This is a genomic window from Nocardioides sp. Root140, assembly GCF_001426745.1.
Taxonomy (GTDB): domain Bacteria; phylum Actinomycetota; class Actinomycetes; order Propionibacteriales; family Nocardioidaceae; genus Nocardioides.
The window spans coordinates 97,553-122,461 of sequence record NZ_LMFI01000017.1 but is presented as its reverse complement, the minus strand read 5'-3'; the positions used below and the strand labels follow the sequence as shown (position 1 = coordinate 122,461).

The 24,909-nt window shown below is 69.7% G+C and carries 24 protein-coding genes; 3 read left to right on the top strand and 21 right to left on the bottom strand.

The genetic code is table 11. The features are described 5' to 3' along the window. Window positions 1-40: 40 nt before the first annotated feature. The 20 genes from ASD30_RS25800 to ASD30_RS25705 form a co-directional block, all read right to left on the bottom strand. Complete coding sequence (locus ASD30_RS25800; RefSeq protein WP_056689309.1) at window positions 41-1,576, bottom strand: ATP-binding protein; 1,536 nt, start codon at window positions 1,574-1,576, stop codon at window positions 41-43. 245 nt (window positions 1,577-1,821) lie between these two features. After that, window positions 1,822-3,360 (bottom strand): SCO6880 family protein, encoded by a 1,539-nt coding sequence (locus ASD30_RS25795; RefSeq protein WP_056689278.1) that lies wholly within the window; start codon window positions 3,358-3,360, stop codon window positions 1,822-1,824. Then, window positions 3,357-4,733, bottom strand: a complete 1,377-nt coding sequence (locus ASD30_RS25790; RefSeq protein ID WP_056689275.1) for a hypothetical protein — start codon at window positions 4,731-4,733, stop codon at window positions 3,357-3,359. The genes ASD30_RS25795 and ASD30_RS25790 overlap by 4 nt, the downstream gene beginning before the upstream one ends. Continuing rightward, window positions 4,730-5,548, bottom strand: coding sequence for a hypothetical protein (locus tag ASD30_RS25785; RefSeq protein WP_056689272.1), 819 nt, complete (start codon window positions 5,546-5,548; stop codon window positions 4,730-4,732). The genes ASD30_RS25790 and ASD30_RS25785 overlap by 4 nt, the downstream gene beginning before the upstream one ends. A gap of 1 nt (window position 5,549) precedes the next feature. Next, window positions 5,550-5,879, bottom strand: coding sequence for a hypothetical protein (locus tag ASD30_RS25780; RefSeq protein ID WP_056689268.1), 330 nt, complete (start codon window positions 5,877-5,879; stop codon window positions 5,550-5,552). 19 nt (window positions 5,880-5,898) lie between these two features. Beyond that, window positions 5,899-6,837, bottom strand: coding sequence for a hypothetical protein (locus tag ASD30_RS25775; RefSeq protein ID WP_056689265.1), 939 nt, complete (start codon window positions 6,835-6,837; stop codon window positions 5,899-5,901). After that, a complete protein-coding gene (locus ASD30_RS25770) occupies window positions 6,834-7,082 on the bottom strand; it encodes a hypothetical protein (RefSeq protein WP_056689262.1) in 249 nt (82 codons plus the stop codon). Before ASD30_RS25770 ends, ASD30_RS25775 begins: the two co-directional genes overlap by 4 nt. A gap of 76 nt (window positions 7,083-7,158) precedes the next feature. Next, window positions 7,159-8,049, bottom strand: coding sequence for a hypothetical protein (locus ASD30_RS25765; protein ID WP_056689259.1), 891 nt, complete (start codon window positions 8,047-8,049; stop codon window positions 7,159-7,161). A gap of 318 nt (window positions 8,050-8,367) precedes the next feature. Continuing rightward, the gene (locus ASD30_RS25760) at window positions 8,368-11,499 is read right to left on the bottom strand and encodes a LysM peptidoglycan-binding domain-containing protein (protein ID WP_056689255.1); all 3,132 of its coding nucleotides are present in this window, start codon (window positions 11,497-11,499) and stop codon (window positions 8,368-8,370) included. 72 nt (window positions 11,500-11,571) lie between these two features. Continuing rightward, the gene (locus ASD30_RS25755; protein WP_082564197.1) at window positions 11,572-12,093 is read right to left on the bottom strand and encodes a pilus assembly protein TadG-related protein; all 522 of its coding nucleotides are present in this window, start codon (window positions 12,091-12,093) and stop codon (window positions 11,572-11,574) included. Window positions 12,094-12,146: 53 nt separating this feature from the next. Next, a complete protein-coding gene (locus tag ASD30_RS25750; RefSeq protein ID WP_056689249.1) occupies window positions 12,147-12,620 on the bottom strand; it encodes a hypothetical protein in 474 nt (157 codons plus the stop codon). Then, window positions 12,617-13,072, bottom strand: coding sequence for a TadE/TadG family type IV pilus assembly protein (locus ASD30_RS25745; protein ID WP_056689247.1), 456 nt, complete (start codon window positions 13,070-13,072; stop codon window positions 12,617-12,619). The genes ASD30_RS25750 and ASD30_RS25745 overlap by 4 nt, the downstream gene beginning before the upstream one ends. Window positions 13,073-13,153: 81 nt before the next feature. Beyond that, a complete protein-coding gene (locus ASD30_RS25740) occupies window positions 13,154-13,360 on the bottom strand; it encodes a hypothetical protein (protein WP_056689244.1) in 207 nt (68 codons plus the stop codon). 68 nt (window positions 13,361-13,428) lie between these two features. Further along, window positions 13,429-14,352: a hypothetical protein gene (locus tag ASD30_RS25735; RefSeq protein ID WP_056689241.1), complete on the bottom strand. Its 924-nt coding sequence runs from the start codon at window positions 14,350-14,352 to the stop codon at window positions 13,429-13,431. Further along, the gene (locus ASD30_RS25730; RefSeq protein ID WP_056689238.1) at window positions 14,349-15,257 is read right to left on the bottom strand and encodes a type II secretion system F family protein; all 909 of its coding nucleotides are present in this window, start codon (window positions 15,255-15,257) and stop codon (window positions 14,349-14,351) included. The genes ASD30_RS25735 and ASD30_RS25730 overlap by 4 nt, the downstream gene beginning before the upstream one ends. Before the next feature lies 1 nt (window position 15,258). Further along, window positions 15,259-16,605, bottom strand: a complete 1,347-nt coding sequence (locus ASD30_RS25725) for a CpaF family protein (protein ID WP_056689235.1) — start codon at window positions 16,603-16,605, stop codon at window positions 15,259-15,261. 2 nt (window positions 16,606-16,607) lie between these two features. Further along, entirely contained in the window at window positions 16,608-17,792 is a 1,185-nt protein-coding gene (locus ASD30_RS25720) for a hypothetical protein (protein WP_056689231.1), read from the bottom strand. Window positions 17,793-17,798: 6 nt separating this feature from the next. Further along, on the bottom strand, window positions 17,799-18,503 hold the full coding sequence (locus ASD30_RS25715) for an SAF domain-containing protein (RefSeq protein ID WP_056689228.1): 705 nt from the start codon (window positions 18,501-18,503) through the stop codon (window positions 17,799-17,801). Then, window positions 18,500-19,321, bottom strand: coding sequence for a hypothetical protein (locus tag ASD30_RS25710; RefSeq protein WP_056689226.1), 822 nt, complete (start codon window positions 19,319-19,321; stop codon window positions 18,500-18,502). The genes ASD30_RS25715 and ASD30_RS25710 overlap by 4 nt, the downstream gene beginning before the upstream one ends. Before the next feature lie 110 nt (window positions 19,322-19,431). Next, a complete protein-coding gene (locus ASD30_RS25705) occupies window positions 19,432-20,058 on the bottom strand; it encodes a hypothetical protein (RefSeq protein WP_056689223.1) in 627 nt (208 codons plus the stop codon). A 523-nt stretch (window positions 20,059-20,581) separates the two neighbouring features. Between ASD30_RS25705 and ASD30_RS25700 the strand changes: the two genes are divergently transcribed. Continuing rightward, the gene (locus tag ASD30_RS25700; RefSeq protein ID WP_235532683.1) at window positions 20,582-20,938 is read left to right on the top strand and encodes a winged helix-turn-helix domain-containing protein; all 357 of its coding nucleotides are present in this window, start codon (window positions 20,582-20,584) and stop codon (window positions 20,936-20,938) included. A 78-nt stretch (window positions 20,939-21,016) separates the two neighbouring features. Here ASD30_RS25700 and ASD30_RS25695 read toward each other — a convergent pair whose 3' ends face one another. After that, window positions 21,017-21,448, bottom strand: a complete 432-nt coding sequence (locus ASD30_RS25695) for a hypothetical protein (protein WP_056689218.1) — start codon at window positions 21,446-21,448, stop codon at window positions 21,017-21,019. A 264-nt stretch (window positions 21,449-21,712) separates the two neighbouring features. On the opposite strand from ASD30_RS25695, the gene ASD30_RS25690 reads away from it, so the two are divergent. Both ASD30_RS25690 and ASD30_RS25685 read left to right on the top strand, forming a co-directional pair. Then, window positions 21,713-22,132 (top strand): hypothetical protein, encoded by a 420-nt coding sequence (locus ASD30_RS25690; protein ID WP_056689215.1) that lies wholly within the window; start codon window positions 21,713-21,715, stop codon window positions 22,130-22,132. A 516-nt stretch (window positions 22,133-22,648) separates the two neighbouring features. Then, window positions 22,649-24,841 carry a hypothetical protein gene (locus ASD30_RS25685; protein ID WP_235532682.1) on the top strand — a complete coding sequence of 731 codons (2,193 nt, stop codon included), beginning with the start codon at window positions 22,649-22,651 and terminating at the stop codon, window positions 24,839-24,841. The last annotated feature ends 68 nt before the right edge of the window (window positions 24,842-24,909 follow it).

The following is a 24,909-nucleotide window of genomic DNA, read 5'->3' as shown; positions in this document are numbered from 1 at the left end:
TGCAAGTTCGACACGAAACCGTCAGAAATCCGGCGAACATTCAGGTCACCGGGTCGATCGCGTCGTTGGTGTACGTGAGCCGCCTTTCGAGAGGCGTGAGCAGCGTCTGCACCTTGTACCGCTGGTCGCCGACCATCCACAGGGCGCGGCCCTTCTCCTGCATCGCCCAGTTCGTGATCACGGACTGCTGCATCTCCGAGAGCCCCATCAGACGGCCGAGCTCGTCGGCGACCGACTCGTCCTGACCCATCAAGATCCGGACGTCGGAGAGGTTGAGCAGGTCCTTGGCGATCTGAGCGGCCTGGCTGCCCTCGTCGCCGGCCGAGAGCGGGTCGGAGGGCTTGTGGTAGGTCACCAGTTGGATGTCGCCCTCGGTGCGGGAGAGCCGCAGGTTGGCGTCCAGCGCCATGACCGCGTCCAGCGACAGCCGGGTCTGCAGCCATGCCTCGTCTCGGAGCACGATCCGCCGATCACCTGCCGATGCGGTCTCCCGCATGCCCTGACCCCAGGAGTTGAGGCACATCAGCGCGATGCCGACGGCGACCTTGTTGCCGGTCTCGTGAAGCGAGCGCAGCGACAGCGTCTGGATCGGTGCACGCCAGTCGGGGTTGAAGGTCGACGCGGTGTCGAACATGCCCTGCAGCGATCCCTCGCACAGCGCACCCAGCGCGTCGCGCAGTGGCCGGGTGCCGTCGTAGAAGTCCTGTTCGGTGGCGTAGCGGCAGTCCGCGACCAGGTCTTTCGTGGGCGAGTCCAGTGCTGCCCACACCTGCGGGATGGTGACCGGCTTGAGCCGGGAGGCGCCAACAGCCCAGCCGGTCAGGTGCCGCAGCACCTTGTTGATGACCCGCTCCTCGGTCGGGGTGAACGTCACGCCCTGGGAGCCGATCAGGCCCCGGATCAGGAACAGCCAGCGGTTGAAGATCACGTTCGCGCGGCGGTGCTGCTCCTCGCGGGTCTGCTTGTCCCAGTCCACGCCGAGCGGGCCGAGGTCGAGTGGGTTGATCCGGCCCGCGAGACCGGGGCCGATGCGGAACGGGTCGACGCCGAGGAACCGGGCGAGGTCCTCGTACTCGTCCTTGACGTCGCCGAGGACCAGGGACCGGTAGCCGTAGCGGATCATCCGGAGCATGAACGCCTTGACGGTCGCGGACTTCCCGCGGCCCGGCTTGCCGAAGATGAAGATGTTGGGGTTGGTGACCGGGATCGAGTCGTCGAGCACCCAGCCCATCGGGTCGCAGTAGAACTTGCCGCCCGAGAGGACGTCGTATCCCATCTCGGCACCCCACGGCGGGAGCCCGTCACCGGAGATCAGCGGCCACAGGACCGGGGTCTCCTCCGAGGTCATCTGATAGCCGGCCAGCGGCGGCATCGTGGCCGCCCACCCATGCCCCATCCGGCGTGCGCCGTTGGGCTTGACCGAACCGGGGAACAGCTTCTCAGCCGGGGGATCCGCGACCGGAGCCGCCTTGCGCGGCATCGTGGTTCCGAAGTCCGACAGCAGGTCATCGATCGTCCGCGACGACGGCCGCGAGGTCTTCGAGCCACCACGAGCGCGGGTCTTGGTCGCCGCCACGCTCACCACTCCCCCGTCACGCGCGGCGAGGGGTGCGTGGTCGCCATGGCGTGCAGGCGACCGACCAGCGGCGGTCGCGCAGCGGTCAGGTTCGAGGGGTTCCTCGATCGCGTCGACATCACAGGTGTCTCCTTCGGCAGGGCGGATTGGTGCTCCATGCCTGGAGAAGCAACAGCCCGGCCGCCAGATCGGACATCTGACGACCGGGCTGTTTCAGGCCGGGCCGGGTCTGCGCGCTTCTCGGGTTAGCGGCGCTTCTTCGGCAGGCCTGCCCCCAGCGGGATCGCGGACACGGCGAAGGCCGCGTCGTGTGCCCCGTCCAGAGGGAGTGGGGTGAAGCCGCTGATACGGATCGAGGCGTCGAGACGGCGGCCGAAGTCCTGGATGTTCCACCCTGCCGGAACCGTGACCGAGACCGCCGAGGACACCTTGACCAGTGAGCGACCCATCTCGAGCTTCTCGTCGCGCTCGTGCAGCTTGCCAACCGACTGGCGGTCCTTGGCCCGTTCGACCTTGCCGGCCTTCTCGCGCAGCGTGCCGGCCATCACCGCCGACATCTGCGCCCGGCCGGTGGCCCGGTCGGCCGCCTGCTGCGAGACCGGTCGGTAGAACACCGTCAGCGCGCGCCGCTCGCCTGGCTGGGACGGCACCAGCACCCGCGCCAGCGCACCCATCCGGGCGCCCTTGCGGGGCAGCAGGATTGTGGAGGAGATCGACTCCCACTCCCCGTGCCGGTAGGACCGCAGCGCGGTTGATGCGTTCGTCGGACCGGCGGCGCCAAGCGGGACACCGGGCGTGATCGCCGGGTCTTCGCGGTGGTGGATCGCCGCGTCGGCGAGCGCGGGCGCATCACCGGGCTCGAAGCCGGTGCGGATCGCCACTGCGAGCTCGGAGCTGTCGAGCCAGTTCACCCGCGTGCAGCCGATCGAGCCAGTCAGTCGGGCCTCCACCTCGGCCAGCACCGAGTACAGGATGCGTGCGCGACCCATCACGCCTCGCCCAGCGCGTTTGGCGTCCTTGTTGATGACGTCCTCGCGAACCACCACGGTAACGAACGCCTCGCGGCGCACGGCCGCGCCGGCGGTCATCGACTCCAGTTCGGTGTTGACCCGGGCTGAAACCTCGGGCTCGTCGGGGCGCGCGTTGTGACGCACCCACTCGTCGCGCTCGGTGCCGTCGTCGGGGATGGTGCGGACCTGAACCACGACCAGGTCGATCTGGTTGCCGGCGGTCGCGGCCTCCATCATCTCGGTGAGGCCGGCGCCCATGCGGAACCGATCTGCGTCGTCGCTCATCCCGATGCCGGGGTGGACGACCCGCGCGGTGGCCGCCCACGTGCGGGTTGCGTGGTTCTGGATGATCGCCGGGCGTGCGGTCTGTCCGGTCATCGGCGGGCCGTCGTGGATCTGGATGCTGGACAGGATGCCGGGCAGGTCCGCCTCGCCCGCGTCGCCGTCGTCCTCATCGTCGTCTGCGTCGCCGAGGTCGAGGTCGCCGGCGGCGGCCTTGGACTGGAACCGGGACCAGCCGAACGCTGCCCCGGCCAGGTGCCGGAACAGGACGCCGATCCACTGGAAGGCCGAGTGGCCTCGGATCGGTAGGCAGGTCAGTAGCGCAATCACGCCCCACATCGGGACGAGGCCGAGCAGTGCGAGCCACTGCCCGATGGCGATCGCCATCCAGGTCGGGAACCCGGCGGCCAGCACCATGAAGAACTGGGGGCCGGTGAGCCCGAAGAGCCAGGCCTGCCGGTCACGGGTCGCGGATGCTCCGTAGACACTCATGCGATGAACGCTCCGTCCTCAACTGCGGCCTGGGCCTCGGGTGGAATGTCGTTGGCGACGCCGTCGCCGTTGGTGTCGTTGAACGGCCGGAGCTTCTGCCCCTGCTGTCCCTGCCGCTTCTGCTTGGGGGTGTGGTCGGTCGGGTAGTAGCCCTGGTTGCCGATGCCGGACTGGCCGAGCACGTCGACGCTCATCGAGGCGCCGGCCTGGGCGACCTTCCCGGTCTTCTCCATCGCCCCGCCGACGACCCCGCCGACCTTGCCGCCGAGCTTCTTGAACCCCGAGGACTGGAACCGGTTCGCGGTTTCAGCGTCAGCACCGTTCTCTGAAGTAGTGCGGCCGTCCGAGGCGGTCTCGCTGGCAGCACCAGAGCCGGACGCCTGGGCGCCGGCGCCCTTGCCCTTCAAGAGCCCGGCGACGCCGCCGTTGGCGTCCATCGTCGACCGGAACGAGGCCCCCGACGCGGTGCCGGGGTCGACGAAGGCCAGCAGCCGGAACAACACCAGCGGCATGAAACAGGCCACCAGCATGATGATCGACCCGACGACGGACATGCCGATGTTCTCCGACGTCGAGGAGAAGTGCAGCGCCCTCTCAGCGGGGCTCTGCTCCTCACCGTCGGGCATGCCGGCCCAGGCGAACTGCGTGCCCATTCCCACCACCAGCGCCAGCAGCGGCTCCATCAGCACGCAGGCCAAGAACCAGCGGATCGACTTCCACATCCACGACTTCGTGCCTTCCGACAGCGCTCCCGCGGCCGCCATGGGCATGGTGGCCACCAGGATCAGCAGCGCCGCCGAGCGCACCATCATGATCACCATGTGACCGAAGGACGCCGGGATCAGGATGAACAGCGCACAGATCCCGAGCGTGGCTGCCTGTGTCGTGCCCGAGACGCGGTCAACGAACCCGTCGCCGGCCGCGTAGCCGGAGAAGCTGTCGACACCGAGCAGCGTGTCCAAGATGCCCTTGGTCAGCCCGGATGCGGCGGCGATGAACCCAGCACTCACGGTGACCCAGCAGGACAGAACGACGCCGTACTGGACCACCCCGGCCGCCAGGGTGCCGAACCCACGGCCGTCCTGCCGGAGAACCGCGAGGCCGATCTGGCCGAACGCCATCACCAGGGCGATCACCAGGGCGATCCACAAGGTGACCGAGTACAGCTTGGCCAGGTCGGGGTCGGCGACGTTGGGGGTGAAGTTGTCGATCAGTCCGAAGGCGGTCTTGAGCAGCCACACTGCGCCCGACCAGATCGACATCATCATCGACGTGAACCCGTCGGCCAGGCCCTCCTTGGCCTTGTCCCCAAGCCAGTTCAACGGGTTGAGATCAATCATGGGGACGATGCCCGCAACGGTCTGCGTGCTCATGACTGCGGCACCTCCAGCCACTGGTAGCCGGCGTCGAAGGAGGCCTGGGAGCCGGGCCACAGCGACGGCGCCGGTGCCGGCTCCTCGCCCTCGCCGATCACCCACCGGCCGTCCTGCCACACCATGCGCTGGCAGTCGGCGGCCGCGACCTGCTGCGGCTGGCCCGACGCGGTGGTGGCGGTGATGATGAAGTCGATGCACGGAATGACGAAGTCGTCACCGACCGTGCCCTTGATGAACCCCATCTTCGGCTCTGCGCCGATCGTGATCGTGTTCTGCGCCTCCGAGGACATTCCGGCGGACTCCAGGAGTGCGGCCAAGCCCTGCACACCCGACCAGCTCTCGGCCGTCGGACCACCAGGGGCGGCCCACGCAGTGATGACCTCCTGGGCCACTCGAACCGACGCCGAGGTCAACGCGGTCGTGTCGATCGCGGCCAGCTGAGCCAGGGCGCCCTCCGGCGTGCGCGGGAACCCGGTCGCAACACCGACCTCTCCCACCTCCATCGGTGCCGGGATCTCGAGTGTGCCCGTCTCGCCCGACGACAGGCTTCCGGGCTGAGCGGCCTCCAAGGGCGCGTCGGGCAGCTGCTCGTCGGCGAGCTGGTCCTGGGCGGACTGTGCCGAATCGGACCCGTTGCCGTCGCCGGACGAGGAGCCGGTGAGCATGCTGACCACCGACCACACGCCGCCCGCCGCCATGGCGAGTACGACGACAGCCACGGCCCCCAGCAGGATCTGGAGCCTGCGGCGGGTCCATTCGGTGTCGGGGTCAACCAGCTTTGACTGGTAGACGTGTCGGGTCCGGGTGATCATGTCAGCAGCCGTTGCCGACGATGCCGTTGAGGATGGCGTAGATGCAGACGAACGCGATCGCGCCGATCACGGTCCAGAACAGCCCCGAGGCGCCGATCTGAGCGGCCCGGCCCATCTGGCCGAACTTCCCCACGATCAGCGCCCCCGACGAGGCGAAGCCGGCGCCGATGATGATGGCGATCACGCCGTACTTGACCCACCCGAGGATGTCGTTGACGTACGGCTTGACTCCGGTCGGGGCCTGAGCGCACACGTCGCCGACGCCTTCGGCCTTGATGTTTCCCGCGGCCGCGATCTGGATGGCGACCTCCGAGATGGTCTCGATGATCATTTCTTCTCCTTCTTTCCTTTCAGGTCCGGTTCGCCGTCAGCGGGCCGGTGATGGTGGTGATCCGCTCCAGCAGGCGCAGGGAGGGGCTTGTGAGCTGCTTGGGCAGCGGGTCGGGGCCCAGACCCGGCAGGGCCTTGGCGGGCAGCAGCGGCGCGAACAGAACGGCCTCCTGCTGTCGAGCTACACGCAGCAGCCGGCCGGCGGAGGCGAACTCGCGATCGCTCCAGCGGGCCGCGCCCACGACGACGACCACGACCCCGTCGCGGGCGAGCTGGTCCTCGAGATCCGCCAGCGCCGCCTCGGTCTGGCTCAGCGCCAGTCCATGCGGCCGGGTCACCAGGACCTCCGCGCGTGCCGGCGTCGTGGCGACCCAGGAACCCGCCCCGGAGGCGGCGAGCTCACGCACCGACCAGCCGGCGTCCAGAACCGTCAGGTCGACGCCGTCCACCGACCGCGGGCCGGGCACCTCCCCAGGCATCCGGACCGGTTCCTCGACGCGGTCGATCAGCACGTCGTCGCCGCGGCGGCCGCGGCGCCATCCCTCAGCGGCGCCGAGCTCGGTGACCGTGGCGCCCAGCAGTCCGGACCACGCCGGAGCGGCCGCATCAAGCACACGCGTGCGGATACCCGCGGCGTCTGCGACATCGGCCAGGGCGAGGGCGATCGTCGAGGCCCCAGCGCCAGCGTTGGCGGCACGCACCCGCACCAGCGGCCCGGCCCCCGTCGACACCGCCGACGTGGCGCCCGGGCTCGCCGTGGAGCCGTCACCACGGGAGGCACGGTCACGCTCCCCCTCGGTCGCGGCGGTCACTTCGAGGGTCGCCCGCGGGTCCTGGTCCTCGGCCGTCTCCGGTGTCGAGGGTCGCGTGGCCGGGGTGGCGAACTTGCCGGCCGCCAGTGCGGCGGCCGCAGCCCGCAGCTCGCGGGTGGAGTACCGGGTCGCGGTGACGGTGCTCATCGGGTCGCCTCGATCCGGGCTGCCCGCAGCCGCAGCGCTTCACGGAGAACGGCGGCGGGGGTGTTGCGCAGCACTTCGCGTGCCTCCGCGGCCTCCTCAGCGTCGGCGCGCAGACGCGCAATCATCCGCTCCATGTCGGACAGCGCGTGGTCGACGCTGTGGTCGGCCACCACGTCCAGCAGCTGCGCGACGACCTCGGGGGTCGGCTCGGAGACGGTGACTGCGGTGTGTGCCTGCTCGCTCATGTTTGGAGAAGCAACCGCGCCCCGTCCGGATCGGACAGGGCGCGGCAAAGTTCTTCGAGAATGCTGACCGAGGTGCTCAGGCCATGGCGGCCAGGTACTTCGGGGCGGCGTCCCGCAGCCGCGCGGCGGTGCGGTCGCGGCGACGCCGGATCGTCCGCATCGCGACGCCGCGGCGCTCGCCGACGACCCGCTGGGCCTCCTCGCGGGCCATGCCGTCGTTCTCCGCGGCGAGGAGCTCGATGAGCAGGTCGATCTCCTCGGTGTCGATCACGCCGACCTCGCGCGCCCAGGTGAGCAGGTCGACCAGGTCCTCGACCGGGTCCTCGACGTCGGGGCCCGCGAGGATCAGGTCGCGGTCCTGGTCGGAGCGGCCCGCGCCGTCGGTATGGCTGCCGAGCACCAACGAGTTGTTCGTCTCGGTCCGTGCGTCCAGAGACGTCGTGGCGACCCGGGAGACCATGCCGGCGGCCGGTCGGCTGAGACGCTGTCGGGCGCGCCGCAGCAGGTAGGTAGCCGCGTGGCAGTCCACCTGCGGCTCAGCTCCCTTGACCTCCTCCCACACCGTGGCGTTGACGTCGTCGATCTCGCACACGTCGGTCAGGGTCATCGCCACCCGGTTCACACCCTCCTCGAGCAGCACCGCCACGGCCAGCGCGGCGTCGTCGTCATCGCCTCCGCGGCGGGACCCGAGGGCGGTCAGGCCCGCGACGACCTGGTAGCAGCGCTCGTCGCGTCGACGCCATCCTTCCCGTGCCTCCTCAATGCTGGCGAACCCGGCCAGCCGGGGCTCAACCTGCTGCCACTTGGCCCACTTCCCGGAGCGCTCCAGGCTGCTGATGACCGAGGTCGCCAGGGCGCTTTGGGCCGTGCGCCGCTGGTGCTGGCCGTCGCTCCAGGACAGACGAGGGGTCGGGATCTGGGATGCGGCACCGATGGTGACTTCGTGGGCGGGGTGATTGGCCGACATGGCGGTCCTCCGAGAGAGGCGATCAGGACGCGCCTACTGCAGAACCGACCCCTCACCACCTCGCTCACCACAGCGCTCACCACACCCCCGGACCGGCAGGGTGACCGCTCACCACACCCGCTCACCAAACGCAAAACCGCAGGTCAGAGCCGGTGAGGCCGCTCACCAGACCCCTCCGAGAAAAAGTCAGAAAAGTTCGTCCGAACGGTTGCGGACACCCCCGTGGGCGACCAGAAAACGGGCTTCGGCCCTGTCCCACCATCCAGGTGAGACAGGGCCGAAGCCGTCCTCGAGAGCCCCGTCGGAGCCTGCCGCGAGCTACCCGGTGGCACCCCACTCGCGCTGCTCCACGACGGCCTCCGAACGCGGCGGGAGGTCCTCGTCGTACCGGTCGAGGACCTGCTCGCGGATGAGCTCGCCAGCGGCGTCACGACCGCTCTCGGCTTCGGTGGCCGCGGCCTCGTCGAGCCACGCGATGTCACTATGAGGGCTAGCCTTCCGGGCTGCGTCGCAGGCCACCCGGACCAAGTCGGTCCGGCCAGCCGTGACCGCCCGCGTCGCCAGGATGTGGGCCGCGTCATGGATGGCCCCCACCAGGATCTCGTCCCACCGCTGCTGCCCCGGCTTGAACAACCACTTGAACCGGCTCTCGGTGGCTGCCTCGAACGGGGCACCAGTCACCAACGACAGCGCGGTCACCAAGTCCTCCTCGCAGCCATTGTCACCACGGCGCTCGGCCCGGTGTTTGAGCCGCACGAACAAGTCGGGACTGGTCAGCACACCCCCGGGTTCTCGGACCAGCTCGTAGGTGGGGCTGGCGCCCCGCCGAGCGCCAGCGCTCATGCTTGCGTCCGGCAGCCAGTCGCTCCCGTCGGGTCGGGTGCCCAACAGGAAGCGGGCGTTGGTGGCACGGTTCTGAACCGTCTTCTGCGTCTTCCACCCGCACGCTACGGCGGCACGCTCCCCGGTGACCCCTTGGTCCTGAACGGCCAGGTAGGCGATGAAGGAGACCGTGCCCCCAGCGTTGTCGATCGCCGCGGGGTCGCCGCCGTTGAGTGCGGTGACCGAGACCGGACCGAGCAGGTGCACCTTGGGCCGCGGCGAGGACTCGTCGAACCAGTCAGCGACGTCTTGGTCCAGCGTCGGGTCGAGTGCCGCGATCTCGGCGCGGACCTCCTCGGGAACACTCGGCGCGGCCGAGGCGAGGTCTTCGGTGGTCGTGGCCGCGGTGGCCAGGTAGACCTCGTCGGCATCGGGCAGCATCGAGGACGGGTCGTTGCCCTCGGTGCGCCGCGGCTCGGTGTACTCCTCCCGCAGCGACCCATCGGCACGGGCGTACTTGCCCAGCGGACCATCGTCGGACTGAGTGGCCGGCACCGGCTCGTCCTCGAGGTTGCGGGTCGACGCCACCAGCGCCGCCATGGCCTCCGCCTCGGCGGTCGGCAGCGTGAAGGCCTTGACGCTGATGGCCCACATCGGCAAGAACGCCATCCCGTCGCCGGCCAGCTTCACGGCCGGCGTCTCCTCGTCCCCGTGCACGACCACGACCCGGGAGCGGTCCCGGTCCTCGATGTCGGCGACGAACTCGCCCTCGGGGCGGGAGGACACCACGACCACCACCGGGTTGGTGCTGTCCAGCAGCAGCCCATCGCGGCGGCGAGTCAACACGTCAGCATCCAGGTTCTGCTCGCCCTCGCCCATCTCACCGGTCAGCACAGCTGCCCGGGCCAGGGCGTCGCTGCGCTGGACCGGCCGCAGACGGGCGGGGTTGAGGCCGATCGTCTCGGTTCCGAACTGGTCCGCCAGCAGCACCTCACTCCCCTGCGACCATGCGTTGACCGCCAGCTCGGCCACCATGAACCGCGCCAGGTCGGCCACCTGCGCCGGATCGCCGCCGATCCCGCACATGCCCAGCGTCTCCAGGTCGAGCAGCCAGGTACGACCGCCCTCGTCCTGGCCGATGGTCACCAGCGCCGGGTATGGGGCCGGCTGGTTCTCCAGGTCCTCCTCGAGGAAGGTCCAGCGCGGCAGCATCCAGGCCCGGGCGTCATCGGTCGCGGTCCAGCCCTGCGGCACCTCCCCGGGGGCGGGGTCGGTGAAGAGCAGGGTCAGGTCCTCATCGCCCAGCACGGCGGCGCCCAGCTGGGGAAGCGGGTGGCCTGCCACCTTGCAGGATGCGGCCACGTGTCGAAGCGCCCGGTCGAGGAACGCGACATCCTCCTGCGCCTCTGAGCCGTGCTCGAGGATCGCCTGCTCCACTTCCACGAGCTCGTCGGGCGTCGAGGCGATCGTGCGGCCGATCCGGCGCCGCCGGAACTGCCGACGCCGGTTGCCGGCCACCAGTCCCAGGGCTCCCACCGCCAGACACGCGGCGGTGGCCAGCAGCGCCCGCAGGCCCGTGATCCCGTCCTCGTCGCTGGCCGCGTCTACCTCGTCGCCCGCGACCTGTTCCGTGCTCGGTGAGTCCTGAACCGTCTCCTGCGGCGGCGCGGTCGGGATGGCCGGCTCCGCGGGCGCCTCCTGGCCATCGGTAGCGTCATCGGGTCCGTGGTCGTGCTGCTTGGGCTCTTGCTCGCGGTCAGTGGTCGGATTATGGGCGCCCGGTAGCACCAGCACCTGGCCGGGGTAAATCAGGTCCGGGTTGCTGCCGATGACGTCCGCGTTGGCCTCGTAGAGCTCCATGTAGCGGATGGGGTCGTCGAGCTTGGTCTCGGCGATGTCCCACAGGGTGTCGTTCGGCTTGACGGTGTAGCTGCCTTCCTTCCTGTCCCTCTGGTCGCGATCAGCAACGGCGAGGTCTGCGGGGGCATCGACGTGCGCTCCGGCGGGAAGCCGGAGGGTGGTGCCGGCTGGGATTGTCTGGGTGGCCTGGGTGAGGGTGGTGCCGTCGCTGAGTGCGCCACCGCGGTTGAGGTCCAGGAGCTCGCGCCAGCGCGATCCGTCGTCGAGGTGTGTCTCGGCGAGCTTCCACACAGTGGTGGCGCGGTCGATGGTAACGGCGGGACCGGCGTTGACCTGGCCCGGTTGGATGTCGCGCCGCTCGATCGTGTGGCTGGTGGGCGCCGTCTCGGGCTGCGGGGTGGCCACAGTGGTAGCGGCCAGTGAAGGGCCGACCGTGCTGGCACCGATACCCAGGGCAATCACGGAGGTCACGAGCACGCGAGCGAACTGCTGCTGGCCTCCGGCGGCGAACCTGACGCGCTGGGGCGCCTTCCCGCGGACGGCGCCGGCGAGCTCGATCAGGATGCACGCAGCCATCTGCGCCCAGGCCAGCCAGCCGACGACAGCCAAGGCGCCGATGATGGTGCGGTTGGTCAGCAGCTGGACTTCGGACCAGCCGCCGGTTGGCCACGGGTTACCGACCCACGCGAGGAGGGCCAGTGGCGCACCCACGAGGAGCGCCACCAACACGACGAGGGCTCCCACCCCGCGTATCAGTCTGTTCAGCATCGTGATCCTCCTTCTCGCGGTGACGCCTCGTTCATGTCAGGCGCCGCAGCGGCTTCGTTGCTCGACCGTGTCTCAGCCGTCGGGTGTCGAGATGGCGTCGGCGGTGCCGGTCTCGCTGATCTGGATAGCTCCTACGCCGAGCAGGCTGAGGAACTGGGGCTTGCGGCTGCCGGTGGCGGTGACCACGACCCGGCTGCCCTGCACGCTGACCGAGCCGGACCAGCCCGCCTGGTGCAGCACACTTTTGGCCCGGGCGATCGCCTCGCCGGCGTCGACCTGGTCACTACCGGAACGCACGGCCGATGCGGACAGTTCGTCGGCGCCGGCCCGCGCTGCCTGCTCGGCGGCGCGCTTGGCCTCGACGCGCTCGTTGATGAGCTCGCCTCCGCCACCGACCAGGCCCATCAGACCGACGAATGCGGTGGTGACGATGATCATCGTCCACACCGCGGCGACGCCTCGGTCGTCTCGAACACGTCGAGTCCGGCGGGTTGGTGGGTCCGGGCGGCCTGTGGGCGCACTGCTGGCGGATCCGACCAGCCAGGCAGCCCGCAGGGCGATCCGACGTAGGGCCCGCTCGGGTGCACGCACCATTGCTGGCGTGGATGCGCGTTTGAGTGTTGGGGTGAACGCACGGTGCGTAGCGGTCATGACTCGCTCCGGTAGGTCTCGATCGGCACGACCGCACGCTCGGTGAACTCGGTGTTCGGTCGCAGGCCGAGCTGCTTGCCCAGGGCTCCGGTGTCGACGAGGGTGACGGTGCAGGTCACTTCGGCGATGATCTGGCCGCCGGAGGTGAAGTCGCTGCCGGCGAAGGACACCTTGAGGTTCTGGCAGCTCTTCCCGCGGTCGGCCAGCGACTGCTCTGCCGCCTGCCGACCGGCGATCGCGCCTTGGTCCATGCCCGACTCGAGCGACGCCGCGCGGGCGGCGGCGTACGCCGCGTCGTTGGCCTGCGCCGACCCGTCGACGTACCGGCCGGCGGCGACCACGACCAGGACGACGCTCAGTGCCGCGGTCGCCATGATGAGCGTCTCGACGCCAGCGGATCCGCGCTCGTCCCGGGCATCTCGGAGGCGAGAGAGACGGTGGTTGATGCTGCGTGCGAGTCGGCCGGTCATTCGACGAACCTCTCCACGGGAGCCGTCGCGGTGGAGGTGATCGAGCCACCCAGCCAGGGCGCCAGGGTGACGACCTCGACAGTGACGGTCACCCGTGCCTCGGTCGCCGTGCGGCTGACCGACACACTCGACCCGGTGACGGCCGGCTTGCCGTCGTCGGTGACGTACTCCTTTGCGGTGCTGCTGCCGGCGCCCTCGGTGCCGTCGTAGCGGGCGGCGGCCACGGCGCCTTCGCGCGCAGCGGCTTCGGCGACGCGCTGGGCGTGGAATCGGATGCCGTACTGGACCAGGGTCGTGAACAGTGCGATGAGGACCGTGGCCATGATGAGGAACTCGACGCCGGTGGCGCCGCGCTCGTTGCGACGTCGACGAGCCCGGCGACGTCGCGGCTGCTCGTCAGGTCGGCCACGCCGATCGCGCCATGCTGCTCGGGCGTGTGCTCGGGTGCTCATCCTTCTCGGTCCTCCTCTCCTCGGCTAGCGACCGCCCGGCCGACCGGCCTGGTCCGGGTGGCGGGTGGTTGCCCGGTTGGTCTAGTTGCCGAGCTGGCCGACGAGGCTCTTCGCGAAGGCCATGACGGAGTCGCCGGCGAAGTAGGCGATCGCGATCCCGGCGCCGAGCACGATGAGCCACGGCACGGCCTCGCCGCGCTCGTCGCGCTTCCTGGCCTCGAAGCGCGACCTCGTGGTCAGCATCAGGGTCAACATCACGGTGTGGATGACGCGGAACGGTTGGAACATCTGAACTCCTCCTCCATGAGGATCGTGCGGGTGATCGTGGTCTGTGGGTGTGGTGGTCGCAGATGGGGTCATGGGGCTCCAGCGGCGGATCGCAGAGCCAAGATGTAGGGAGCCGCGATGTAGACCGCGGCGAGCATCGCGGCCACCATCGTCAGCTGTCGCATCGACTCGGTGGCTTTGTTGGCCCGTTCGACGGCGCCGGCCAGGCGGGAGGCCCGCATCGTCTTGGCCCGGGCGATCAGCGACGCCTTCACGCGCGCGCCGTCGTCTTGGGCGAGCTCGATGCTGGCGCGCAGGCTGATCAATTCGGCGATCCGGTACCGCTCCCCCAGCTGGCCGAGGGCTTCCCAGGCGGTGATGCCACGAGATGGGGCCAGCTCGATGGCGGTGCGGATCTCGTCGAAGACGCGGCGGGTGCCGATCTGGGAGGCCGCCGGCAGCGCCTGGGCGTGCCCTTGGCCTGCCTCCATGCTCATGGCGACCAGGTCGAGGTAGGTCGAGAGGGCCTGGGTGTACTCCTCGCGGGCCCGCGAGGCTTGAGTGCGCAGGTCCCTGATCGAGAGCACCACCGCGGCGACACCCAGGATCAGGCCCACGACCGGCGCCCACTGCACCGAGACGTCGTCGCCGCGCAGCCGGCGTCCGAGCACCAGCACGATCGGCGCCAGGCCGAAGCCGAGGGCCAGGCCGGTCACGCGGGTCAGCCAGGACTGCAGGTCGCGTTGAGTGATGGCCAGGTCTGGGGCGAGGCCGTCGAGGAAGTCGGGCCGGTGGGTGCGCAGCAGGTCGACCACCCACCGGGTCAGCCGTCCCAGCGGGGAGAGTTGCTGCGGGGTGCCGACCCGCTCGGTGGACCGCTCGCGGCCTCGGCGCCACTGGTCGATCTCGGAGACCAGGTCCGGGGCCGGCGGGAACAGCAGCCAGCGCAGCTGCAGCAGCCCAAGCGCCAGTAGCGCGCCGAGGACCATCACCCCGGTCGTCGCGTGGTTCATCGCGTCACCCCTTCCTCGAGCGCTGCTCGGGTGCGGGGCCGGTAGGTGGCGGCCTCGAGCACGTCGGTGGACGAGGACAGGAACCTCGGCTGCGGTTCGGGCTCGGCGAGCTTGCGGACCCGGCTGAACACGAAAACGAACGCGATGGCGAGCACCAGCGGCAGCACCTGGGCGGCGCTGCCGCCCTCCACAGGGAGGCTCGGCGGTGCGAACAGGCTGGCCCCGACCACCAGCACACCGGTCAGCACGGCCACCTGGGCGGCCTCGCGGCGGATCACGTTCCGCTCGCGCATGACCTTGGTGCGCTGCTCGAGCTCGTCGCGCAGCGCCTCCGAGAGGGTGCCGAGGACGTCGGAGAGCCGGCCGCGGCGCTGGCGTGCCGACAGCGCGAGGGCAGCGACTACGGTGTCAGCGCTGGCGTCGTCGACCTCGTCGGCGAACAGGCTCAGTGCCTCCGGCAGCGGCACCTTCACGCTTAGGCGGCGCGACATCAGCCGCAGCGGGCCGACGAGCACGTCAGAGGCCGTGTCGACGGTGCGCGGGATGACCGACTCCAGGCCGGAGCCCTTCTGGGCCAGGTCGCGCAGCGCCTCGGTCCACTGGGCCAGCGCGTCGAGCTTGGCCAGGGCGGCGCGCTCGGCCTTGCCGCCGCCGACGACCATCGGCCACAGCACCACGCCGGCGCCGACGATGACGCCGAACACCAGGTTGCGGGTCACCAGCACCACGACGAGCCCGACCGCGGCGCCGGCGATGAGGGTCCGCTGCTCGTGGGCCGAGAGCCGGTTGGAGGTGTAGCGGACCCGCTCTCCAGTTCGGAGTGCGGGAAGCAGCGGCAGGCCGCGGATCAGGCGACCGATGCCGAGGAGCCCGAGGGCCAGCAGTATCCCGAGAACCGCGACCATGTCAGACCCACCCTCCCGGCGTTGATCCTCCCGGGTCACCGGCGTCGCGGTAGCCCGCCTCGCGCAGCGCCTCGATGCAGTTGATGGCCACCGGCTCGTCGCGCACAGCCATGCCGTCCGGGCCGGGCTTGAAGATCTCGTTGGTCTTCAACCCGTGCTCGTCGTAGCCGACGATCTCGCGCACCGAGTGCACCACGCGGCGCTGCTCGCCCTCTCCGCGGTAGCGGCGGGCGAAGACTAGGAAGTCCAGGCCGTTGGCGACCATGCTCACCGTCGCGGCTCGCGGGAGCCGCTCGGGGGCCTGCACGGCGTAGGCGATGATGTTCTCCACGATCCCCTCCGAGCTGTTGGAGTGGATCGTGGACAGGCTGCCGTCGTTGCCCTGCATCATCGCGTTGAGCATCACCAGGATCTCGTCGCCGAGGACCTCACCGACGATGACCCGGTCGGGCCGCATCCGCTTGGAGACCATCAACAGCTCACGCATCGGGACGGCGCCCTCGCCCTCGGCGTTGGGCAGCCGCTCCTCCATCGGGACGATGTCGGGGTGGGCGTCGACGTCGTCCTCCAGGCCCAGCTCGAGCGCCCGCTCGATGGTGATCAGTCGCTCCTCGGGGCCGATCTCGGCCGCCAGAGCGCGGAGCAGGACCGTCTTGCCGGCGCTGGTTTCGCCGCCGATGATGATGTTCTTCTTCGCCCGCACGGCCGCGGCGAAGAAGTCGGCCAGCGGCTGGTCGATGGTGCCGTTGGCGACCAGGTCCTTGAGCGTGTAGCGCATGTGCCGGTGGTGCAGCCGGATCGAGACCACTGGGAGTGTGCTCACGGCCATGACCGCCTGCACCCGCGCGGAGCCGAGCCGGAAGTTCACGTGCGGGTTGGCTGAGTCGAAGCTGCGGCCCGAGAGGCCCTCGTGGGCGGCGAGGGTCTGGATCGTCTCGATGAGCTCCTCGTTGGAGGCGAACACCGGCGCCACCTTCGCCCTCACTCCGTTGGTGTAGTCGACGAAGACGTTCTTCCAGCCGTTGATGTCGATCTCTTCGATGCGTTCGTCGCGCAGCAGCGCCTCGAGTGATCCGGCCCCGTAGAGCCGGTTCTTGAGCGCGTTGACCAGGTCCTGGGTGTCCTCCCACGACAGCTGGCCCAGGCCGCCCTCGGCTTGGGACTTCGCGTGTTCGTCGACGACGCGGTGTGCCAGCTCGGCCTTGAACGCTTCGGTGTCCTCCTCTGACAGCGCCGGCAGGTGACGGCGCCGCCGGGCGGACAGGTCCTCCTCGAGCAGGTCGCCGACGCGGACCTGCAGACGGCGCAGCAGCGCGTGGTCGAGGCTGAGTGCTTCGGATCGCTCCATCATTAGTGCCTCTCCTGTCGTGCTGCGGTCTCCCAGCGGTCTAGGACGGCTTCCTGTCCGGTTGGCTGTCCGTTGGTCTCTCCGGCGGCCTCGCCGGCCCGCTTGTCAGCGTTGGTGCCGTTGCGAGGTGCCTCCGTTGCCCCGTGGCGGGGCGTCCACGTCGGCGGTTCAGCGGCAGCCCGGCTGGGCGGGGCAGGCGGTGGAGATGGCAGTGGGGATGACACTGGGCTCGCGCCGGGCGCGCTCTCTTGGCCCTCGGGCGGGTAGGGCGATGCCCATGACTGTGGCGCGTCCTCGGCCGGCTGGTCCTCCCGACGTCGACGACGCGAGCCGAGCTGCTTGCCTCGGCTCTTGTTGGCGGTCGGGTCGGCATGCGAGAGGCCGGTGGCCAGGCCCACCATCCACATCACCTTGCGGGCCGACTTCATCAGCGGTGACTTGTGCAGCGGCTTGGCCCAGGGGTCGGCACCGCTCTCGAGCTGCGCGACTGCGGCCGGGTCCCAGGCCAGCCAGCCGACGCCGCGCAGTGTCGGCCCGACGGTGGTCTCGCCGAGAATCTCCGCGACGCTACCGGCGATCGTGCTGCCGTGCTGACGCGGCGCGATGACCACCGGCAGCACGATCGGCGGTCGGCCGTTGCGGTCGGCGATCGCCGGCACCAGGAGTTCGAGGCGATCGACCATGTGCTGGACCGATGCCATGTCGCTGCGGCAAACGGGGATCAGGGCGTCGGCCGCGGCCGCGACCGCCAGCGACGGCGAGCCGGTGTGGATCCGCCCGAGATCGGCGAAGACCGGCACGGTCTGCGCTTCGAGTGCGCTGGCCAGCACCGGCCAGGCCATCGAAGTGCCGTGCTCGGCGGCCATGAACCCCGGCACGACCCGCACCTGGTCGGACAGCTGGTGTGAGCCGTCGCGCCACAGGTCACGGTGCCGCCGTTGGCTGGGCCCGGCGGTCGAGGTGCGAGGGCCCGACGGCGGCTCCTGGGCCGACCGGCCGGCGCTGACGCTGAGCACCGTCGGCGTCGTCGGCAGCGGGTTGCCATCGCGCCGGACTCGCAGCGCGAGGTCGCCACCGTAGGGGTCGGCCTCGACGGCGACGGCGGGCAGTCCTCGGGCCGCCGCCAGCGCGAGCGCGGTGGTGGTCGAGCCGGGGGCGCCGCGGTCGGCGCAGATAGCGAACAGCATGCCGCCTCACTCCCCCGCCGAGAGCGGCGCCTGGATGATGGTGACCTGCCCGGCGGCGCTGTAGGCAGCGACCTGCTCGGCCTCACCGGCGTCGACGAGCACCGTGACCACACGGCCGCCCTCGGGGGTGTCGCCCACCGACTGCACCGAGGCGGCCTGGGACAGCACCGTCGGCGCCTGCAGCTGCTTGCTGGAGCCCTCGGCGCCCTCGACGGGCACCACGATCACCGAGACCACGTCACCAGCGGCCAGACCGCCCGGGACGCGCCCGTTCGGCAACGCGATGGCGACCACACGCTCGTCCTCACCGGGAACCAGCTCGTCGGTCAGCGCCGCGTCGGTGAGGACCTGGCCCTCGACCAGCCCCGCCGCGGCCCGCTTGCCCACCACCGAGTCGATGTCGGTGGCCGGGATCGCGCCGGCCACGCCGGCCACTTCGACCGGCCGCACGTCGCCCTCCTCGATCACCTGGCCGGCCGGAACCGCTCCGGTGACGGCGAGGACCTCGACGCGGTCGCTCTGGGATTGGAACAGCGCGAGCAGCCCGAGCACCACAATGACCACGAACAGCACCGCGGCCGCCCACTGGCCCAGCCGGCGCGGAGCCCGCTGACGCACCTCGCCGATCGTCGACCGGAGATCCAGGCCCTGGTCGCGCGAACTGCGCGAGCCCCTGCGCTGGGTGTTAGTCGGTCCTGATGTCATCGTCATTGGGTCACCACTGTCTGGCGCTGCCGCACCTCGATCGTCGTTCCGTCACCGGCAGGGGCCTCGATCTCGCCGAGGTCGCCCGAGGGGCTCAGACAAGCCCCGTCGCAGTCCCACGTGACGCCGTAGACCAGCTGGGCGGAGACGTTGTGGGTGTCGCCGGTCGGGTTCTCGATGGATTCGTATGCGTACGAGCAGCTGGTCTTGGCCGCGTCGGTCATGCCCTTCTGCCAGACCCGGCCGGCGTCGTAGCAGCTGGTGACCTCGGTGCCCATGTCCCAGTCCACGCGGATGGGCTCGGCCGTCACCGTGACCGAGGTCGGCCCAGCGGTGACGGTCTCGGTCAGGTCGTGCCACTGCGCCTCGGGCAGCCACAGCCAGTTGTCGATGTGCACGTAGGTGTGGAAGTCGGGCCCGGGGGCGATCTGCGCGTTCGCCTCCTCCAGCTTCATCCGGCCCAGCGCCTCCTGAGCGAGCACCGCGGGGTCGACCAGCGGATCCTCGCCATTGGGAACGAACCACGAGTTCTCCGGGATGGTCACCGTGTAGTCGCAGCTCCACACGCTCCCCTCCGATGGGTCGTGCCCCTCCCACAGCGAAGACCCCGCCGGCGGTTGGGGTTGGACCTGGAAGGCGTAGCAACCGTGCCCGGCGTCCCAGGTGCCGCCGTACTCGTCGTTGCACGGCACCTCCTTGTCGCCGTCAAAGCACCCGGCCGGCTGCGTGCCGCCATCACCGCCGTCGTCGCCGGGGTCTTCTCCGCCCGGTTCGCCAGGGGTCGTGACGACGATGCAGATCCAGCCACCACCGGCGTCCTGCACAGGGCTGGTGCCTGGCGGGCAATCCGGGCCATCGGCGAATGATGCAGGTTGAGGGGCAAGAACTGCTACGAGCACGCCTCCAGTCAAGACAACCGCTGCGAGAAGCGACCTCAGGGCTTGCATGGCCGAGCCTTCCCGCTCGAGGCGTCGACGACGCCGTAGATCAGCCAGTCACTGCCCTCGGGCTTCTCCAGACTGATCGTCCGGAGGTTCGGCTTTAGCGCCCAGGCCGGACGCTCTGCTTCCTTCCCGTTCTGCTCCGTGATGATCGGTCCGTAGTCCACACACTGGTTGACCACGACGGACAGGCCGCTGTCGCTGATGGACTTGGCTCGGGACCAGTAGACGTCTGCCAGACCTGTCCGCGTGACGCCACCTTGCTCGTAACTGGAGAGCAACCGGTCCTGCCCCTGCCAGAGCGGGGAGGGGAAGTACTGCTTGAAGAGGGCTTCGGCGCGGCCGGTTGCCTTGCCTTCGGCCCAAATGGGCTCGCTGCGGGTCTCGTACTCCCTGTACCGCGACAACGCGGCTTCGTAGGCGTCGAGCTGGGCTTCGGTGTACTTGTCCTGCCACGCGGTCTCGGTGGGGCTGGGCTCCGTCGGTGACGGGCTCTGCGTCGTGGGGGTGCTCGACGAGGGCGTGGCCTCGGGCTCGTCGTCCCCTCCCCCGCAGGCTGTCGTCGTGGCGAGCAGGGCGACCGTGGCCGTCGCTGCAGCGAGTCGTCGTGTGAACCGCATCAGTTCCGACCTCCCGAGTGAGTCTTCCTGTCCATCCGAAGAGTAGAACGATCCAGGGACACGGTGGGTCCGCCGATCGTCCGGACTGCGCATCGACAGACTGGCCGACTCTCCCGTGCTGCGACGCGAGTTCAAGGTGAAGTCCTTTCTGCTGGGGCGGAGCTCCTTATCAGTGAAGGCAACCGGCGGCGCAGCAGATCGGACACCCGACATCGAACAATCTTCAGGATCCGAGTTGGAACGCTCAGGCGCGGTCCGCGGTCGGGGAGGATCCGCGCACCGAGTTTCACCGAGGGCGCATGTGCCCTCGGCGGCCTCTGCCGACGCATCCCCAAGATCGCGTCCTTCCATCGTCCCGAGCCGAACCGGGCCGTCCATTGTCCGCTGCGCCGTCACGCCCAACGCCCGGCTGCGGCCGCCGTAGGTCCCACGGCCGGCCAAACATTGTTGTACCGTCATGGTCACACAAACAGCCGCGTAACGCGACCCTTTCTGGCTGGGAGTGTCGGGCAGAATGCGCACCATGCCGTCGCTGCCCGCACCTCCCGACATGCCGACGGAGGTGAAGATCATCATCGAAGCAATCGGGCACAGCGTCCGCACAGAGATACTTCGCCAGTTGGCCGATCGATCTCTCGGCGTCAGAGAGCTTGCCGACGCGACCGGCACCGTCGTCAGCCAGATCCGCAAGCACCTTGCGATCCTCGAAGAGCTGGGCCTTGTCGTCGCCGACGTCCCTCCCGGGCAGCGGCGCCCCGGGGGCCGCGGCCGAGCGGTGCAGTGGAGTACCAACAGGAAGCGCGCCGAAGAAGTTGGCCAGATCTGGATCGACTACGTGACCGGTCGCGACCTCGCATCAGGCGACGTCACGGACAAGTAGGAGCGGGTGGGTGGGGCCACGTCTCCGATAACCATCCGCAAGGGGTGCCCGGCTCGGACCGAACGCGCGCTTATCGCTTCACCGGATCAGGGGTTCGACAGCACGGAAGAGATTGAGTAGGTCGCCGGCGAACTCGTCCTGGTGACCCTCGAGGAAACGGGCCATGCCGCGGACCTCTGCGATCGCCTCGCGAGCGGTCCGCATCTCATTGGAGGTGGGCCCACCTCTGGTGTCGGCCTCAGCGTCCGGTGCGGGGGTGCGCAAGTAGGCGTCGGCGCGGGCGCGGAGTTGCTCGGCCTGACGCTCGTGATGCGCCAGCTGGGCCATGATGCGCCGCAGGTCTCGAAGAGCCGCGCGGCGGCAGTCTTCGCTGTGAAAGTCCTTGGGCCGTCCGCGGGCCGAGGTGCGGATGAACTGCTCGTCGCAGCGAGGGTTGGCACAGGTGAACTGCTGACCCCCCAGGCCGAGACCCTCGCGCTCCGCGAGCTCGATCACGCGGCGTTCGGGCATCGCCCCTCCCCTCAGCGTGCGGATATTCGCGCGGAAATCCGCTGCAAGTGTAGGACGTACCCGCTGGTCACCGCCGCAACACGCACCGATGGAGTGTCTCAAGCCAGGTGGCCACGCCGCTCCCCCGACAAATGAATCTGCGCGAAAATCCTCGGCGAAACAATGAGCTAGGGCGGGCCCTCGCCGACCGAGATTTCTCGAAATCTTCGACACGCCGGTGGTGGGCGTCACGACGGCGGCCAACTTCACGATTGGATGACGAGCATGGGACGCAGGGCGAAAGGTGATCGTCACAAGATCGTGTCCAGCATGCCGCCAACCGCAGCCGACCATGTGAAGGCGGAAGCCACGGCCCTGGGCTGCTACATCGGCGACTACCTCGGATGGCTCGTCACCACGAAGGTCGGCATCCCCATGGACCCGCCGATTGGAGAGGTCAGAGAGCACCCCGACCCGGCTCCCACCAACGATGGCCGTGCTCGCTACTCGGCCATGGTGCCGCGCGCCGCGGCCGACGAAGTCGTCGAGATGGCTGATGCGGTAGGCACCACGATGGGGGACATCGTGGCTGGACTGGTGAGCGAACACTTCGGCGTCCCCTTCACAGTCCGCGTGAAGAAGAAGGCGCTGCGAGCCCGGCAGATGGCCGGCGAGGCCGGAGAGCAGCTGCCCATGACCGGTTGACCGGGTCAGGGCAGTGCCCTGAAAACGACGAAGACCCCGCTGCAACGGGGCCTAGTCGGAAGCTCCACCGGGTTGCCGCCCGGATTCGCAAAGTCTGATCCTCACGAGGAGGTGTTGTGCTGCCCACTGTAGAGCAGGCCCACGTGCCGCGGACGTCATTCCCGCGCTGGCGTGTCGCCGCCCCCACGTCACAGCACTCCCCCGCGCTTCGAGGTGACGACCTCCGAGTCCAGGCCGCGGCCGAGGTGCGAAGCGCCCGGTCCATGAGCTTCCTGCCCCTGCGAGCACGGAAGGTGGTGGTGGCCGGCAGCGTTCGGGACGGCCCATAGGCCCAGAAATGACGAAAGGCCCCGTTGGCGCGGGACCTGACCGTCTTGGTGAAGACCGGGAACCAGTTGGCGCTGGTGGCCGGGAGACTCCGAAAGGAGCTATCAAGATTTGTTGCCGGTAACTGTACCGGCGTCGCGTGGCGATGCCGCACACCCTGATGCAGGTCGGCGTGTCTCGCCGGCTCTGTTGGCGCTGGATGAGCACCTGTTCAACCCTGACGCGTCGCAGTGGCTGGTGATCGACTCCGGCAACACGGCTGTCCCCCGGACCGTGGTGCCGTCGCTGGTCGATGGGCTCGAGCTGATTGGCAAGGGCCGTATCGCTGCCCTGGTTGGTCACCTGCGCGACGGCGTGGGCGTGGTCGACGTCGACGTACCCGGCCCGCTCGGTGACTTCCTCACGGCCGAGGTCTCCGACTGGCTGTCCCGCCGCGACTGCTGGGTGCTGGAGCGTCCCTCCGGCGGCGCGAAGGGCCGCTGGCACATCTTCTTCGCACACCCCGACTTCCACTACGCCCCCGCCGCTGCCCGGACCGGGCTCGCGGCCGCGGTCAGCGACTTCCTCACAGCCCTGGCCGAGGACGTGAAGGTCCCGCGCAACGAGCTCGACCTGCGCGACGCCGTGCGCCCCCTTTCCTCACCGCACAGGTTCGGTGCGGTCACCAGGCCGAAGGGCGAGCTCCGTGAGGCGCTGCGCGGCCTGAAGCGGCTGCTCCCGGACGCGCCCGCGCCGTCGCCATTGCGGCCCCGCGCCAAGGTGAAGCCCGCCAACGCTGGCCACCAGTCCCCCGCGGCGCCCGGCTCGGGCCTAGTGGTGCAGTTGGCATTGCAGCGATGGAAGCGTCAACTGCGCGGCGAATGGCGCACCTACCTGCTGACCGGCGAGATCCCGGCCGGGTCGTGGGCCGCCGGCGCGACGAAGACCCGCACTGCGGTCGAGGTCGACCGATCCCTCGTCGAGGCGGCCTGCACTCGCGAGATGGTGTGGGCGATCGGCGACCCAGAGATGGCCTGGCGGATCATCCGTGAGTCGCACCCGAAGGCGATGACCAAGGCCAAGCACCACGGCTACTCCTGGTGGCTCGGCTACGTGTGGAACGACCTCGTCCGCTCCGCCAGCGAGTTCAACACCAACCCCGAGAAGCCCAGGCAGGTCGAAGCGCCACCGGCTGAGGTCCTCGACGCCGTCGCGGCCGCCCGCCACGAGTTGGACCAGCTGAAGTGGACCGTCCCGGCCCGCCAGCGGGCCGCCCTCTTGCTGGTCGGCCACCAGATGCTCGACCGGGTGCTGCGTGAGGGGAGGCTGCGGATCCCCTGCCCGGAGCGGGATCTGCTCCTCGACACCGGCCTGGGCGACCGCAAAACCGTCCGGGCTGCCCTGGCCAGGTTCAACGGCCGCCTCGGCACCCTGCACACCGACTGCCTGTCCCTGACCGAGCGGGACTCCACGAGCTATGAGTTCGAAATCAACTCTTTACCAGACCGGGAGGGACGGCAAATCCCCCCACCTGTCTTTGACCCACCCCCCGCGCCCCGCGGTCTCTGGGCCATCCTCCCCCGTGCCAGCCACAGCCTCTGGCGCACCCTGCTGACCACCGGGGCCCCCCTCGAACTGTCTGACCTGGCAGTGAAGGCAGGACTGGTGGAGAACCTTGCGGATGAGCCGTCGAAGTCCCAACGGGCCACCGCGAAGGCCGCACTGGTCGCGCTCAGCAAGGCCGGAATGGCCCGGGTCGACGAGCACGGATGCTGGCGGGCAGCCTCCCGTCCGAGGTCGCTCCAGGTCGAACAGGACGCGGCCGCAGCGCACGCTCGCCAACTGGAGGGGATAGAAGTTGAGCGAGCCGCGTACCGCTCCGGAACGACGTCGAGCTGGACCGCAGGCCGGGCACGAGCGATGAAGGCTGCCAAGGCCCGGGAGAAGGCGTGGTGGGACAACCTCTCCCCCGCCGCCCGAGCCGAGCGCGCCGCGGCGAAGCGTCTCGAGTTCGACCAGATGTCCCTGACCCAGCAGGCACAACGGAAGGCTGAGCTCGCCGAGCGCCGCATCCGCGTCGGCCTCGACGAGCTCGAGAACTACCAGACGTGGCTACGCAGCCTCCCGGCCGACGAGTACGTCGCGCGCAGCCTCGACCGCAAGAAGCGCTTCCAGGACCTCTCCCCCGCCGAACGAGGCGCCTCCGTGGCCGCATGGGACCGACACCGGCTCCGGTACGGACTCACTGCCCAGCGACTCGCAACCCCGCTCGACGAGCGGCCCGTCACCCCCGAGGTCGAGCAGGCAGCACTCCTGCCCGAGGGCGCCACCGTACGCGATGCAGCGTTCCTAGAGCGCCAGGGCAACCTTCTCGACGACCTCGAACGCCAGGCCGCAGGCTAGAACGAGCCCCGATCCACCGTCGTGGACGGGGCAACCAGACGTCAGGTTTGTGCAACGCGTTCGTGCAC